Consider the following 13,596-nt stretch of genomic DNA (forward strand, 5'->3'; position numbering starts at 1 on the left):
GCGGGGCCCGCCCGGCAGCTACCGGCCCTGCGCCGCCCGCTCCAGCGCCGCCTGCGCTACCGCAGCAACGTTCTGCGCCGTGAAGCCGTAGCGCTCAAAGAGCTCGCTGCCGGAAGCGGAGGCCCCGAAGTGGTCCAGGGACACGATCGCGCCGTCGTCGCCCACGTACTCACGCCAGCCCTGGGCGATGCCCGCCTCCACGGATACCTTCACGGCCTCGCGCGGCAGCACGGAGGCCCGGTAGGTCTCGTCCTGCTGGGCGAACCACTCCAGGCAGGGAGCCGAGACCACCCGCGTCGGCACGCCCTGAGCCTGCAGCAGCCTCCGGGCCTCCAGGGCCACGGCCAGCTCCGAGCCGGTGGCCACGAGCACCAGCCGGGGCGCCGCCGCGCCGTCAGCGCCCTCAGCCTCGGCCACCACGTAGGCGCCCTTGGGCACGCCTGCCAGGGCGGCCTGCGCCTCCACGACCACGGGCAGGTTCTGGCGCGTCAGCACCAGCCCGGCAGGCCGGTCCCGATGGCGCAGCACCTGCGCCCAGGCGGCCACGGTCTCGTTGGCGTCTCCAGGCCGTACCACGTCCAGGCCCGGGATGGCCCGCAGCGCGGCCAGGTGCTCGACCGGCTGGTGGGTGGGGCCGTCCTCGCCCACGCCGATGGAGTCGTGGGACCACACGAACACCGTGGGCAGGCCCATGAGCGCGGCCAGGCGCACCGCCGGGCGCATGTAGTCGGAAAAGACCATGAAGGTGCCGCCGTAGGGGCGGGTCAGTCCGTCCAGGGAGATGCCGTTGAGGACCGAGCCCATCGCGTGCTCCCGCACCCCGAAGTGCAGGGTGCGCCCGTAGGGGCCGTCCCCCTCCGCCTGGGCCAGCTCCGCGGGCAGGAAGGAGGGCTCCCCGGCCATGGTGGTGTTGTTGGAGCCCCCCAGGTCCGCCGAGCCGCCCCACAGCTCAGGCATGACGGGCGCCAGGGCGGTCAGGGTCCTGCCGGAGGCCACGCGGGTGGCCACGGACTCGCCCAGGGCGAAGCCGGGCAGGGCGGCGTCGAAGCCGCTGGGCAGGCGGCCAGCCTGCAGGCGCTCCAGGAGGGCCGCCTCCTGCGGGTTGGCCTGCTGCCAGACGGCGAAGCGGGCGTCCCAGTCCTGGCGGGCGGCGGCGGCCCGGGCGGCGGACCGCTCCCGCACAGCCTCCAGCAGGCCCGCAGGCACGAAGAACTCCTGCTGCGGGTCCAGGCCCAGCGCCCGCTTGAGGCCCGCGATCTCCTCCGCGCCCAGCTTGGCGCCGTGGGCGGAGGCGGAACCGGCCTTGGTGGGGGAGGGCCAGGCGATCACGGTACGCAGCCGCACCAGGGTGGGGCGGCGGGTCTCGGCCCGGGCGGCCACCAGCGCCGCGTGCAGGGCGTGCAGGTCCTCGGAGTACTCCTGGCCGCCGTGGGTCCAGTCCACCTCCAGCACCTGCCAGCCGTAGGCCGCGAACTCGGCGGAGGGGTCGGCGGTGTAGGCGATGTCGGTGCTGCCCTCGATGGAGATGTCGTTGTCGTCGTAGATGGCGATCAGGTTGCCGAGCTGCTGGGTGCCGGCCAGGGAGGCGGCCTCCGCCGTCACCCCCTCCTGCATGCAGCCGTCTCCCAGGACCGTGTACACGAAGTGGTCGAACACCGACTCCCCGGGGGCGGTGGCGGCGTCCAGGAGGCCGTGCTGGCGGCGGGCGGCCATGGCCATGCCCACCGCGGTGGAGAAGCCGGCCCCCAGCGGCCCGGTGGTGGTCTCCACCCCGGCGGTGTGGCCGCGCTCGGGGTGGCCGGGGGTCAGTGAGCCCCACCGGCGCAGGTGCTTGAGGTCCTCCACCTCCAGGCCGAAGCCCGCCATGAGGAGCTGGCAGTACTGGAGCAAGGAGGCGTGCCCGATGGACAGCACGAAGCGGTCGCGTCCCAGCCAGTGCGGGTCGGTGGGGTCCAGGCGCATCTCGTGCTGGTAGAGCAGGTGGGCCACGCCCGCCAGGGAGATGGCGGCACCGGGGTGACCGGATCCGGCCCGCTCGACGGCGTCGGCGGTCAGGGCCTTGGCGGTGGCGATGGCTTGGAGGTCGAGATCCGTGATGTTCAGGGTCTCGGTGGGCATGGGGCTTCTCCTTAACGGCGGTGCTGCGGGCCGCCTGGGGTGGTTGTCCTCGCATTGTGCACTGCCGGGGGTGGGGCGGCAAAGCCCCTGGCGGTCTGTCTTGTCACCCTGGCGTAACGGTGACGGCGCGGCCGGTCACGGCCGGTAGGGCTGGGGGCAGGCCCGGGCGGCGTCCGGTCCCGGGCGGCCCCGTCACAGGACGGTGCGGCGCAGCCCGGCACGCAGGCGGGCGACGGCGTGGCGGGCCGCCGTCAGGCCGAGGGTGGCCCAGGCGCACGGTCCAGGCGAGCGCCCCCAGCAGCCCGCTAGGCTCAAGCCCGTAGCCCAGCCCTGCACCTCCCGGGAGGAAACCATGATCAACGGAGAGCTCATCACCCTGGACGCTGGGGATTACCAGGCGCAGGTGGCCTCCTGCGGCGGGATGCTCGTGTCCCTGACCCGGGCGGGCCGGGACCTGGTGCTTCCCTTTGACGCCGAGGCCAGCCTGCCCTCCGGCTGGCAGGGCAAGACCATGCTGCCCTGGCCCAACCGGATCGCCGGGGCGGCCTACACCCGGGGCGGGCGCACCTTCCAGGTGGCCTGCAACGAGCCGGAGACGGGGTCAGCCAACCACGGCCTGGTCTCCTGGACCGACTGGGAGGTAACCGGCGTCGACGTGGACGGAGCCTCCTTCGAGACCCTGCTGCCTGCCTCTTACGGCTACCCGTGGTCGCTGCTGGTGACCACCTGCTACCGCCTGCACCCGGTGTCGGGCCTGTCCGTGAGCACCCGGGCGATCTGCGTGGGCGCGGCCCTGGCCACCGACGACGTCGTGGGTGCGCCGGAGGACCTGTCCACGGGGGCGCTCGCGGCCGCTCCCTACGGGGTGGCCGCCCACCCCTACCTGACGCGCGGGGTGCGGATCGACGACTGCGTGCTGACCCTGCCCGGTGACCAGGTGCTGGAGACCGACGAGCGCCTGGTGCCCACCGTGCTGCGGGACGTGGCGGGCACGGAGCAGGACTGGCGGGCGGGCAGGCGCATCGGGGAGGCCCGGGCGGACAATGCCTTCACGGGGCTGCCGCAGGGGGTGTGGGAGATCCGCCTGGCCCGGGCTGAGGGCGGTCCCGCGGTGGTGCTGTCCGCGGACGCCCCCTGGGCGCAGATCTACACGGCGGAGCACCTTGGTCGCCGGGGCCTGGCGGTGGAGCCTATGACCTGCCCGGCCAACGCCTTCAACAGCGGGGTGGGGCTGGTGGAGCTGGAGGTGGGCCAGGAGCACACCCTGGCCTGGTCCCTGCGCGAGGTGGACTGAGCGCCGTCTCCCGGCGCGGTCCGGTGCCTCCCAGACGGTCAGACGGCGCGGGCTGTCTCGCCGTCACTCGGGCGGACCGGGCCAGCCAGCCTCCTAGTGCGTACTGGCGCGGCCTGGGCTGGCTCGTCACCGCCCGGGCGGACCGGCGCGGACCGGTGCCGTCTCAGCGCCGGTTGGCGAAGCGCTCCAGCAGGGCGGCGTCGCCACCGACCACCAGCACGTCGTCGGCACTGACCAGGGTGTCTGGCTGGGCGTACTCGAAGGGCTCACCGGGACTCATCAGGCCGAAGACCGTGACCCCGTAGCGGGAGCGGACCTTGGCGTCACCGATGGTGAAGCCGTGCAGCTCGGCGGGCGGGTGCATCTTCACGATCGTGAAGCCGCCCTTCTCCATCTCGATGTAGTCGAGCATGCGCCCGGAGACCAGATGGGCGGCGCGCTGCCCGGCGTCGAACTCCGGGTAGACGACGTGGTGCGCGCCAATGCGCCGCAGGATCCGGCCGTGGGCGCGGCTGGTGGCCTTGGCCCAGATCTGGGGCGTGCCCAGGTCCACCAGGTTGCCGGTGATGAGCACGGAGGCCTCCAGGGAGGAGGACAGCCCCACGACGGCGGTGCCGAACTCGACGGCGCCCAGCTGCTCCAGGGCCTCCATGTCGGTGGCGTCGGCCTCCACCAGGGGGATGCGCCCGGACCACTGGCGCACGATCACCGGGTCGTGCTCCACGGCCAGCACCTCACGGCCCAGCCGGTCCAGGGTGGCGGCCACGGCGGAGCCGAAGCGTCCCAGCCCGATCACCAGGGTCGAGTCGTTGTAGGCGCTGGGGTCTGGCATGTGGACTCCTACGGGGCTAGGGGGCAGGTGCGGCCGGGCCGACGGGCTACACGTTAGCCCCTTGAAGCCTCTCAGCCGATGATCGGGCTGCCCTCGGGCATGCGGATCACGCGCCGACGCTCCCGCAGGGCCAGGGCGGAGGCCATGGTCATGGTGCCTACGCGCCCGATGTACATCAGGGCCACCAGCACGTACTTGGCGGTGTCGGGCAGGGCGGGGGTGATGCCGGTGGACAGGCCGACGGTGGCGAAGGCGCTGACGGTCTCGAAGAGGATCAGGTCCAGCTCCAGGTCGGTGAGCTGGAGGAGCAGGAGGGTGGCGGCCCCCACGGCGGTGGCCCCAATGAACACCACGGACACGGACAGGCGCACGGTGGACAGGCCGATGCGCCGTCCGTAGGCCTCGATGTCCTGGTCGCCTCGGGCCTCGGCGAGGATCGCCAGCACCAGCACGGCGAAGGTGGTGACCTTGATGCCCCCGGCGGTGGAGGCTGAGCCGCCACCGATGAACATGAGGATGTCCTGGAGGAACCAGGTGGTCTCCTGCATCTCGGAGGTGGGCACGGTGGCCAGGCCGGAGGAGCGGGCGTTGACCGAGCTGACCAGGGCGCTGAGCACCTTGCCGTGCAGGGGCAGCTGCCCGAAGGTGCTGGGGTTGTTCCACTCGAAGGCGCCGATGGCCACGGCCGCGAACAGGCTCAGCAGGCTGTAGGTGGCCAGGGTGAGCTTGGTGTGCAGGCTCCAGGCGCGGGGGCGCTTGTAACCGCGCACGACGTCCAGGATCACGGGGAAGCCCACGGCCCCGATAAAGGTGCCCAGGACGATGGGCAGGCACATCCACCAGTCGGTGGCGTGGGGCTCCAGGCCCTCCGGCATGATCACGAAGCCCGCGTTGTTGAAGATGGACAGGGACATGAAGACGGCGTGCCAGGTGGCGCGCGGCAGGGGGAGGCCCAGGGTCAGGAAGCGGGGGAGCAGGGCGAGGCTCAGCAGCAGCTCCACCCCCAGGGAGGTGGCGATCACGGCGCGTAGCAGGCTGCCGACGTCGCCCAGGGAGGCGCGGGTCTCGGAGGCGGTGAGCATCCGCTGGGTCAGGCCCACGTGGCGGGAGACGGCCAGGGAGAGGATGGAGGCCAGGGTCATGACGCCCAGGCCGCCGATGGCTGCCCCCAGGATGATGGTGGCCTGCCCGAAGGGGGACCAGTAGGTGGCGGTGTCCACGGTGGTCAGGCCGGTGACGCAGACGGCGGAGGTGGCCTGGAACAGGGCGTCCACGAAGGGGGCGGAGGGCTGCCCGGGGGCGGTGGCCACCGGCAGGCTGAGCAGCCCGGTGATGACGGCGATGATCGAGCCGAAGATGAACAAGGCCAGGCGGGCGGGGGAGGTCCGGGCCGCCTTGGTCACGTAGCCGCGTGGGCTCAGGCGGGCGACGACGGCCCGCCAGCCGGTCGGCTTGCTGATGCGCGCGACCTGCCGGGGGCTGTGGTCGTCCTCCTCGCCGCTGCTGGGTAGCGGCAGGAGGTCGTCTTTCGTGGCGGGCACCTGGCTATTGTGGTGCATCCTCGCAAGAACCGTGGCCTTGGTGGGGGTGGTACGTCCTGCCGCGGAGGGGTGGGGCCGGGGTTCCGAGCCTGGGGCGGGCCCGCTCCGGGAGCTGTACTGTGCTGGGCTGGGCGGACCGGAAGGTGCCTCTGTGACGAAAACACATCTATGCGATCCGTGTGACTGGGTTATATTTGGGGAGGCCCTGTAGGTGCTGACCGACGGTCAGCGTGCCTGGCCGCATGTTCTATGCATCTGTTCGCCCTTGACGACGGGAAGTACACCCATGCCTTCGGGTCTGCCTACCTCTGCGGCTGGCGTCGGCGCCGCGCCTGCCTTCTACACCGTGGCGGAAGTCGCCGCGATCCTGCGTGTCTCGAAGATGACGGTCTACCGCATGGTCCACTCCGGTGAGCTGGTGGCCATGCAGGTGGGGCGGTCCTTCCGGGTGCCGCAGCGGGCTGTGGAGGAGTACCTGTCGGCGGGCCTTGGTGACTGGGGCCACGGGGATCAGGCGGTTACGGGCTCCTGAGAGCCGTTAGAATCGCCCGGTCACTGTGTGGCCGGTGCCTGCGTGCGCCAGCGCGCCGCCGGTCGACACCCCGAGAAGACCACGGCCGGACCGGCACGGGCCAACCGGGCTCCAGCCCACCACGAATACTGAGGAGATCTCATGGGATCCGTCATCAAGAAGCGCCGCAAGCGTATGGCCAAGAAGAAGCACCGCAAGCTTCTGCGTAAGACCCGTCACCAGCGTCGTAACAAGAAGTGACACGTCCTGCGTGACCGTAGGGCCCCGAGCCGAGCCGAGCCTCAGCCCGGGGCCCTCCTTCTGTCCACACCCTCCCCGCCTCCCCCGCCTCCCTTCCCGCCCTCCCTCCGACTTGTGCATTTCGGCGCGAGTTGTGCCGGAATACCGCACCTCTCGCGCCGAAATGCACAACTGGGGAGAGGGGCGCCCGACGCCGTCGCCTATCCTGACGGCCGCCACCACCACCCACAGGAGCCCAGATGACCCAGCCGCCCAGCCCCCAGCAGGACGCCTTCCCCCAGGCCTCAGGCATCCTGCCCGTCTACGCGGACAACGCCTCCTGCGAGATGCCCATGACGGACGGCCCCGCGGACCCCAGCACCTGGCCCGCGCCGGTGGAGTCCCTGGCCCACCAGGTCGGCACCGTCCCCGCCCCCACCACCCTGGCGGAGCTGACCACCCTGCGCGTCGGCGGGCCGGTGGGCGGCTACGTGGAGGCCAGCACGGAGGCGGAGCTGATCGACGCCGTCCGCCAGGCCGACGCCGCAGGCACCCCTTTGCTGGTCATCGGCGGCGGCTCCAACATCCTCGCCTCCGACGCCGGCTTCGCGGGGCTGGTGGTCCGTGATGCCCGCAGCCAGGTGCGCCTGCTCTCCGACGACCGCTGCGGCGGCGTCGAGATAGAGGTCACCGCGGGCACCACCTGGGACGACCTGGTGCGGGAGGCCGTGGCCAGCCAGTGGGGCGGCTTCGCCCCGCTGTCCGGCATCCCTGGCACGGTGGGGGCCGCCCCGGTGCAGAACATCGGCGCCTACGGGGCGGAGGTCGCTGAGCTGATCGCCTCCGTGCGCGCCTGGGACCGTGCCCAGGGCCGCCCCGTCCACCTGCCGCTGAGCTCCCTGGCCCTGAGCTACCGTGACTCGGCCCTGAAGCGCTCCCTGACCGACGCCACCGTAGGGGGCGGACGCACCTGGGGCCCCACCGGCCGCTGGGTGGTGCTGCAGGTGGTCTTCGCCGTGCGGCAGGCCACCTTGTCCGGTCCGGTCGCCTACAAGCAGCTGGCCCAGGCTCTCGGCGTGGAGCTGGGGCAGCGCGCCCCCATGCGGCAGGTGCGGGAGGCGGTGCTGGAGCTGCGCCGCTCCAAGGGCATGGTCCTGGACCCGAGCGACCACGACACCTGGAGCGCGGGCTCCTTCTTCACCAACCCGGTCCTGGACGCCGCCCAGGCCCGCGCGCTTCCCGACGACGCCCCCCGCTTCCCGGTGGCGGACCACTCCCGGGCCACCAGCGCCGGGGGGGTGCCGGTGGTGGAGGGGCTGGTCAAGACCTCTGCCGCCTGGCTGATCGACCACGCGGGCTTCTCCAAGGGCTGGGCCCTGCCCGCCAGCTCCGCCGCTGCTGCTGCTGCCGACGCCGTCGCCGCGCCTCCGGCGGCCCCTGCCACCCCGGCAGCGAGCCTGTCTACCAAGCACGTCCTGGCCCTGACCAACCGGGGCGGCGCCCAGGCCGCGGACCTGGCCCGGCTGCGCGACGCCGTCGTGGACGGCGTGCGTGAGCGCTACGGCATCACCCTGGTGCCGGAGCCGGTGCACGTGGGCTGGTGAGCCAGCCCGGCTGCTCCAGCCGGCCCGGCTGCCCCAGCCGGAGCATCAGCCCTGGCTCCCGGCGCCCAGCCCAGCTTCTCCTGTCAGCCTGCCAGTCCTGGCCATTGGTCCGCACAGGGCCCCGGCTAGAGCGCCCTGGCCACCAGCCCGGCTGCTCCGGCCAGCCCGCACCGGGTGCCGGCCCCTCAGCCCGGCCAAACCCCTCCCCGTACTCCCCAGCAACCCCCATCCTGCGATAAGTCAATGTCTGTCAAGTCTTCCAACTCCGGCACGCCCTTCTCCCAGCTGGCACCGGGTCTGGTCCTCGTGGCCGTGGCCCTGGTGTGGGGCTCCTCCTTCACCCTTACCAAGGATCTGCTGGCGCGCCTCCCCGCACTGGACTTCCTGGGCCTGCGCTTCGGTATCGCCGCCGTCCTGGGGGCGGTGGCCCTGCTGCCACGGCTGCGGCGCGCCGACGCCGGGACCTGGGGGCGTGGCCTGGCGCTGGGCGGCATCTACGGGGTCTCCCAGGTGCTGCAGACCTATGGCCTGGAGCGGGCCTCGGCCTCCGTCTCCGGATTCCTGACGGCGCTGTACGTGGTGGGCACCCCGCTGGTGGCCTGGATGCTGTGGCGCATCCGTCCGGCCCGCTCCACCTTGCTGGCGGTGCTGCTGGCGCTCGCGGGGGCCGCGGTGCTGGGGCTGTCCGGGCTGCACGTGGGCCTGGGGGAGCTGCTGCTGGTGGGTGGGGCCGTCGGCTACTCCTTCCACGTGGCCCTGATGGGCCGGTGGAGCGTGGGGCGCGACGCGATGGCGCTGGGGGCGATCCAGATGATCGCTCTGGGGGTGCTGCACCTGCTGCTGGCCCTGCCGGGAGGTGTGGTGCTGCCGCAGGGTCCCCGGGAGTGGGGGCTGCTGCTGTTCCTGTCGGTGGTGGTGGGACTGGTGGCTCTGCTGGGGCAGACCTGGGCGCAGGCGCATATGGAGGCGGCCCGGGCGGCGGTCATCATGGCCCTGGAGCCGGTGTTCTCGGCGGCCTTCGCGGTTGTGCTGGGGGGTGAGCCGGTCACCGTGCGCCTGCTGGTGGGCGGCAGCCTGATATTCGCGGCCTCGGTGGTGGCTGAGCTGGCTCCTCTGATCCGACGGCGCCGCCTGGTCGCGGACCTGCGGGCGCTGGGCACCTCGGCACCCACCTACGGTTGACGGCGCGGGCTGCGCGGGGCTCCCTTCAGGTCTACGCCGAGCCACCCGGTCCGAGCGGGCCACCTGGGCTGTGCGGGGCTCCCTTCAGGTCTACGCCGGGCCACCCGGTCCGAGCGGGCCACCTGGACCGGCAGAGCCACTCAGGTCAGCACAGACCGCCGTCCTCTCAGCCCCGGGCCGCCTCCGCCTCCCCCTCGGTCTGCGGCGCAGCCAGCCAGGCGTCCACCTCCGCCAGCCACCGGCGCTTGGAGCCCTCTGTGGCCAGTGAGGCCCGGATAGAGCCCCGGGCCAGCTCCGCCAGGGCGGCGTCGTCCAGCCCCTGGCCCCGGGCGATCTCGTACTGGTCCACCAGCCGGGAGTGGAACAGCAGCGGGTCGTCAGCACCTAGCGCCACCTGCGCACCGTGCGCGCGCAGCACCCCCAGGGGCACGTCGCCCGGCTCGTGGTACACCCCCAGGCACACGTTGGAGGCGGGGCACACCTCCAGGCTTATGCCGGCCTCCACCACCTGGTCCAGCAGGGCGGGGTCCTCGCTGAGCCGCACCCCGTGGCCCAGGCGCGTGGGGGCCAGGGCGGAGACCACCGCCCGCACGTGCTCGGGCCCCAGCAGCTCCCCGCCGTGGGGCAGCGAGGCCAGCCCCGCCCGCCGAGCGATCGCGAAGGCCGCCGCCCAGGAGGAGGTGTCTCCGGCCCGCTCGTCGTTGGACAGGCCGAAGCCCACCACCTGCCCGGGCCCTTCCCCGGCGTGGCGCACCGCCAGTCGCGCCAGGGTGCGTGCGTCCAGGGGGTGGCGTATCCGGGAGGCCGCCACGACCACCGCCACCTCCACGCCGCTGAGCAGCGTGGCCTGCTGGGCGGCGTCCAGGATGATCTCCAGGGCGGGGGTCAGACCGCCCACGTAGGGGGCGTAGGAGGTGGGATCCACCTGGATCTCCAGGCGCCGGGAGCCTTCGGCGGCGTCGTCCAGGGCGGCCTCCAGCACCAGGCGGCGCATGATCTCCTCGCTGCGCACCAGGGCGCGTGCGGTGTCGTAGGAGCGCTGGAAGCGGAACCAGCCGCGGTGGTCGGCCGGGACGTGCAGCGGGTCGCCGTCGATGAATGAGGCTGGCAGGCGGGTGCGGGTGGCGGAGGCCAGCTCGACCAGCGTGTCCAGGCGCATGGACCCGGTGAAGTGCAGGTGCAGGTGCGCCTTGGGCAGCTTGGCTAGGTCACGCATGTGCCGGATTGTGCCACGTAGTCCCCCGGTTAATTCGCCGAGCGCGTACGGGCGGGATTTCACGGCGGAGATGGGCACCAGAGCCCGCTCTCCTGGAGTGCATCTGCCTGCGCGTAGGGCAGACTTGTCCCCATGGACAATGCGTTGGCAGGACGAGAGGCACAGGACGTCTCTCTGCTGACGGGCCCGCGCGCCGCCTCAGTGCTCGCCGCGGCCCTGGCCCCCGCCCAACAGACCCTGGTGTCCTGGCGCGTCCACTCCGTGCACCACCGCCCCGGCGCGGGGGTGTCCGTGGGATACACGGCGCTGGTTGACTTCCCGGAGGGCTACCGGGCCACCGAGTACCTGTTCGCGACGACGGCGCGCCTGTCCAACCCCGGCTCGCCCCATCTGGTGCGGGTGGCGCCGGTGGAGGGCGCCGGTCCGACCATCCACGTCTGGCGCCACCCGGCGGACCCGGAGCTGCCCGCCCTGACGGTGGCCTGCACCCCCTCGGCCCTGGGGGCCCGGCTGGGGACCGCCGTGAGCGTGGAGGTGGTGGTCTACCGGCCCACCAGGCGGGCGGTGCTGCGCGTGACCTACCCGGACTCCTCCACCGCCTACGCCAAGGTGCTGCGCCCCTCCCAGGCCCTGCCCTTCGTGCAGCGCCACCGGCTGCTGGAGATCGCGAACGTGCCGGCACCTCGGGTCCTGCGGGAGGACCCGGACGGCTTCGTGCTGCTGTCCACGGGCACGGGCACCCCCTTGTCCGGGCTGCTGGCCGCGGGCATGGACGAGGCGCAGGCCACGCGGGTCTTTGGCGCGCTCACGGGGCTGCTGGACTCCCTGCCGGCTGAGGCGGTGCGGCTGCCGCGGCGTCCGGCCTGGTCGGAGCGCGTGCGCCACTACGCCCACGCTGCCGCCACCGTGCTGCCGCAGTGCGCCGCCCGCACCCAGGCGGTGGCGGACGGCGTCGTGGAGCTGATGGCCCGTACCGACCCGGGGCCGGTGGTGCCGGTCCACGGTGACTTCTATGAGGCCAACGTCCTCATGGACGGCGAGCAGGTCTCCTGCCTGCTGGACGTGGACTCCCTGGGACCCGGCCACCGTGTGGACGACCTGGCCTGCCTGCTGGGGCACGTAAGCATCCTGGACCACCTGGCTCCCGCCTCCTACCCCTTCCTGCGCCCGTCGGTGGACACCTGGACCCGCCTGGCGGACCTGCAGGCGGACCCGGTGGCGCTGCGGGCCCGCTGCGCGGGGGTGGTGCTGTCCCTGGTGGCGGGCGCCCGCCGGGAGGACGGCGGGGCCTGGCGGGCTGACGCGGAGGGCCGCCTGGCGCGCGCCGAGCTGTGGCTGGCTGAGGCCCGCGAGATCGACACCCGCCGCGCGCCCCACTCCGCCCCGGTGGTCTGAGGCCGGACGGCGGCGCCGGGGCGGTGAAACCCGCCTGACACAGACCGGCGGCTAGTTTGGGCGGTTCGAGCGCAGGCCGGAGCGCTCGGGCGGGCACCTGGGAACCACTCGGGCGCCCGCGCTCCCCGACGTCCAGACAGGTCAGCCGATGGTCCTCCCAGAACCCAGTGCCGCCCTCCCGCCCATGACGGCTAAGGCCCCCAGCCAGTCCACCTTGTCCGACTGGCTGACCGCGGTCGACACCTTCCTGTGGGGGCCGTGGCTGCTGATCCCGCTGCTGCTGGGCACCGGCGTATGGCTCACCTTCCAGCTGCGGGGCATCCAGCTCAGGATGCTGCTGCCTGCGCTGCGCTTCGCCTTCCTGGACCGGGACGACCAGGAGCGGGACTCCGCTGAGGGGGACATCTCCCACTACCAGGCCCTGACGACGGCGCTGGCCGCCACCGTGGGGGTAGGGAACATTATCGGTGTGGCCACCGCTATCCACCTGGGCGGGCCCGGGGCGCTGCTGTGGATGTGGGTCACGGCCCTGTTCGGCATGGCCTCCAAGTACTCAGAGGCCTTCCTGGCGGTGCGCTTCCGCACCACGGACAGGAACGGCAAGCAGTCCGGCGGACCCCAGTACTACCTGCGTGAGGCGGTGCGGGGCCCGCTGGGCAGGTTCCTGTCCGTGTTCTTCGCGGTCGCTACGCTGCTGGCCTGCTTCGGTATCGGCTCCATGACCCAGTCCAACTCGATCGCGGCGCAGCTGCAGCACTCCTTCAACGCGGACCCGCCCCTGGTGGGCATCCTGCTGGCGATCGCTATCGGGGGCGTGCTGCTGGGCGGCATCGAGGCTATCGGCAAGGTTACGTCGGCCTTCGTGCCCATGATGATCGTCTTCTACGTGGGCGGCTGCCTGTACATCCTGGCGGTGAATATCTCCGCCGTGCCCGGGGCCCTGGCCCTGGTGGTCTCCTCGGCCTTCACCAGCCAGGGCGCGGTGGGCGGCTTCCTGGGCTCCACCATGATCATGGCCCTGCAGTACGGTGCGGCGCGCGGCATCTTCTCCAACGAGTCGGGGATGGGCTCGGCGGCGATCGCGGCCGCGGCCGCCAAGACCCAGCACCCCACCCGCCAGGGCCTGGTCTCCATGACCCAGACCTTCATCGACACGATCATCGTGGTGACCTGCACCGGCCTGGTCATCCTGTCCACGGGCACCTGGACCGGGGACGACCCTGCCACCATGACGGCGCAGGCCTTCACCACCGGCCTGCCGGGGGACTGGGGGCACTACATCGTGTCCGTGTCCCTGGTTTTCCTGGGGGCCTCCACGATCCTGGGCTGGGCCTACTACGGGGAGCGCTGTGCGGAGCGGCTGGTGGGCGTACACGGCGTCCTGCCCTTCCGCCTGTTCTTCACGGTGCTGATCTTCCTGGGCACGGTCACCGACCTGAAGGACGTGTGGACCTTCGCGGACATCGCCAACGGCCTGATGGCGATCCCGAACCTGATCGGCCTGCTCCTCCTGGCCCCGCTGATCGCGCGGGAGACCCGGGCCTACCTGGAGCAGGACCCGCGGCTGCGGTGTGACGGGACCAGCTTCTCCTCCGTCCCGCAGGACAGCGGCCACTGAGCACCGCCCTGGGGCTGCTGCGTGCCCGGGTCCGCTGCGGCGTAC

12 protein-coding genes are annotated in these 13,596 nt (G+C 72.6%); 7 read left to right on the top strand and 5 right to left on the bottom strand.

Going from position 1 to position 13,596, the window contains the following annotated elements:
* Positions 1-18 precede the first annotated feature (18 nt).
* Complete coding sequence (gene tkt / locus JG540_RS02020) at positions 19-2,118, bottom strand: transketolase (RefSeq protein ID WP_200276507.1); 2,100 nt, start codon at positions 2,116-2,118, stop codon at positions 19-21.
* A 192-nt stretch (positions 2,119-2,310) separates the two neighbouring features.
* Positions 2,311-2,478, bottom strand: a complete 168-nt coding sequence (locus JG540_RS02025; RefSeq protein ID WP_200276510.1) for a hypothetical protein — start codon at positions 2,476-2,478, stop codon at positions 2,311-2,313.
* On the opposite strand from JG540_RS02025, the gene JG540_RS02030 reads away from it, so the two are divergent.
* Entirely contained in the window at positions 2,471-3,412 is a 942-nt protein-coding gene (locus JG540_RS02030; protein WP_200276513.1) for an aldose-1-epimerase, read from the top strand. The genes JG540_RS02025 and JG540_RS02030 overlap by 8 nt on opposite strands.
* Before the next feature lie 163 nt (positions 3,413-3,575).
* Here the strand turns inward: JG540_RS02030 and JG540_RS02035 are convergent, their stop codons facing one another.
* Both JG540_RS02035 and JG540_RS02040 read right to left on the bottom strand, forming a co-directional pair.
* Positions 3,576-4,244: a potassium channel family protein gene (locus tag JG540_RS02035; RefSeq protein WP_200276516.1), complete on the bottom strand. Its 669-nt coding sequence runs from the start codon at positions 4,242-4,244 to the stop codon at positions 3,576-3,578.
* 71 nt (positions 4,245-4,315) lie between these two features.
* Positions 4,316-5,803, bottom strand: a complete 1,488-nt coding sequence (locus tag JG540_RS02040; protein ID WP_200276519.1) for a TrkH family potassium uptake protein — start codon at positions 5,801-5,803, stop codon at positions 4,316-4,318.
* A gap of 268 nt (positions 5,804-6,071) precedes the next feature.
* On the opposite strand from JG540_RS02040, the gene JG540_RS02045 reads away from it, so the two are divergent.
* The 4 genes from JG540_RS02045 (at position 6,072) to JG540_RS02060 (ending at position 9,322) form a co-directional block, all read left to right on the top strand.
* On the top strand, positions 6,072-6,317 hold the full coding sequence (locus tag JG540_RS02045; protein WP_200276522.1) for a helix-turn-helix domain-containing protein: 246 nt from the start codon (positions 6,072-6,074) through the stop codon (positions 6,315-6,317).
* A 141-nt stretch (positions 6,318-6,458) separates the two neighbouring features.
* Positions 6,459-6,557 (top strand): 30S ribosomal protein bS22, encoded by a 99-nt coding sequence (locus JG540_RS02050; protein WP_003792170.1) that lies wholly within the window; start codon positions 6,459-6,461, stop codon positions 6,555-6,557.
* Positions 6,558-6,889: 332 nt separating this feature from the next.
* A complete protein-coding gene (locus JG540_RS02055) occupies positions 6,890-8,140 on the top strand; it encodes a UDP-N-acetylmuramate dehydrogenase (protein WP_200277992.1) in 1,251 nt (416 codons plus the stop codon).
* Between the two features lie 243 nt (positions 8,141-8,383).
* On the top strand, positions 8,384-9,322 hold the full coding sequence (locus JG540_RS02060; protein ID WP_200276524.1) for a DMT family transporter: 939 nt from the start codon (positions 8,384-8,386) through the stop codon (positions 9,320-9,322).
* 166 nt (positions 9,323-9,488) lie between these two features.
* Here the strand turns inward: JG540_RS02060 and JG540_RS02065 are convergent, their stop codons facing one another.
* Positions 9,489-10,538: an adenosine deaminase gene (locus JG540_RS02065; RefSeq protein WP_200276527.1), complete on the bottom strand. Its 1,050-nt coding sequence runs from the start codon at positions 10,536-10,538 to the stop codon at positions 9,489-9,491.
* A 132-nt stretch (positions 10,539-10,670) separates the two neighbouring features.
* On the opposite strand from JG540_RS02065, the gene JG540_RS02070 reads away from it, so the two are divergent.
* Together JG540_RS02070 and JG540_RS02075 are read left to right on the top strand one after the other, a co-directional pair.
* Complete coding sequence (locus JG540_RS02070) at positions 10,671-11,933, top strand: aminoglycoside phosphotransferase family protein (RefSeq protein ID WP_200276530.1); 1,263 nt, start codon at positions 10,671-10,673, stop codon at positions 11,931-11,933.
* A gap of 184 nt (positions 11,934-12,117) precedes the next feature.
* Positions 12,118-13,551 carry an alanine/glycine:cation symporter family protein gene (locus JG540_RS02075; RefSeq protein ID WP_234042868.1) on the top strand — a complete coding sequence of 478 codons (1,434 nt, stop codon included), beginning with the start codon at positions 12,118-12,120 and terminating at the stop codon, positions 13,549-13,551.
* Positions 13,552-13,596: the final 45 nt, after the last annotated feature.

It is taken from the genome of Actinomyces weissii (assembly GCF_016598775.1).
Lineage (GTDB): Bacteria > Actinomycetota > Actinomycetes > Actinomycetales > Actinomycetaceae > Actinomyces > Actinomyces weissii.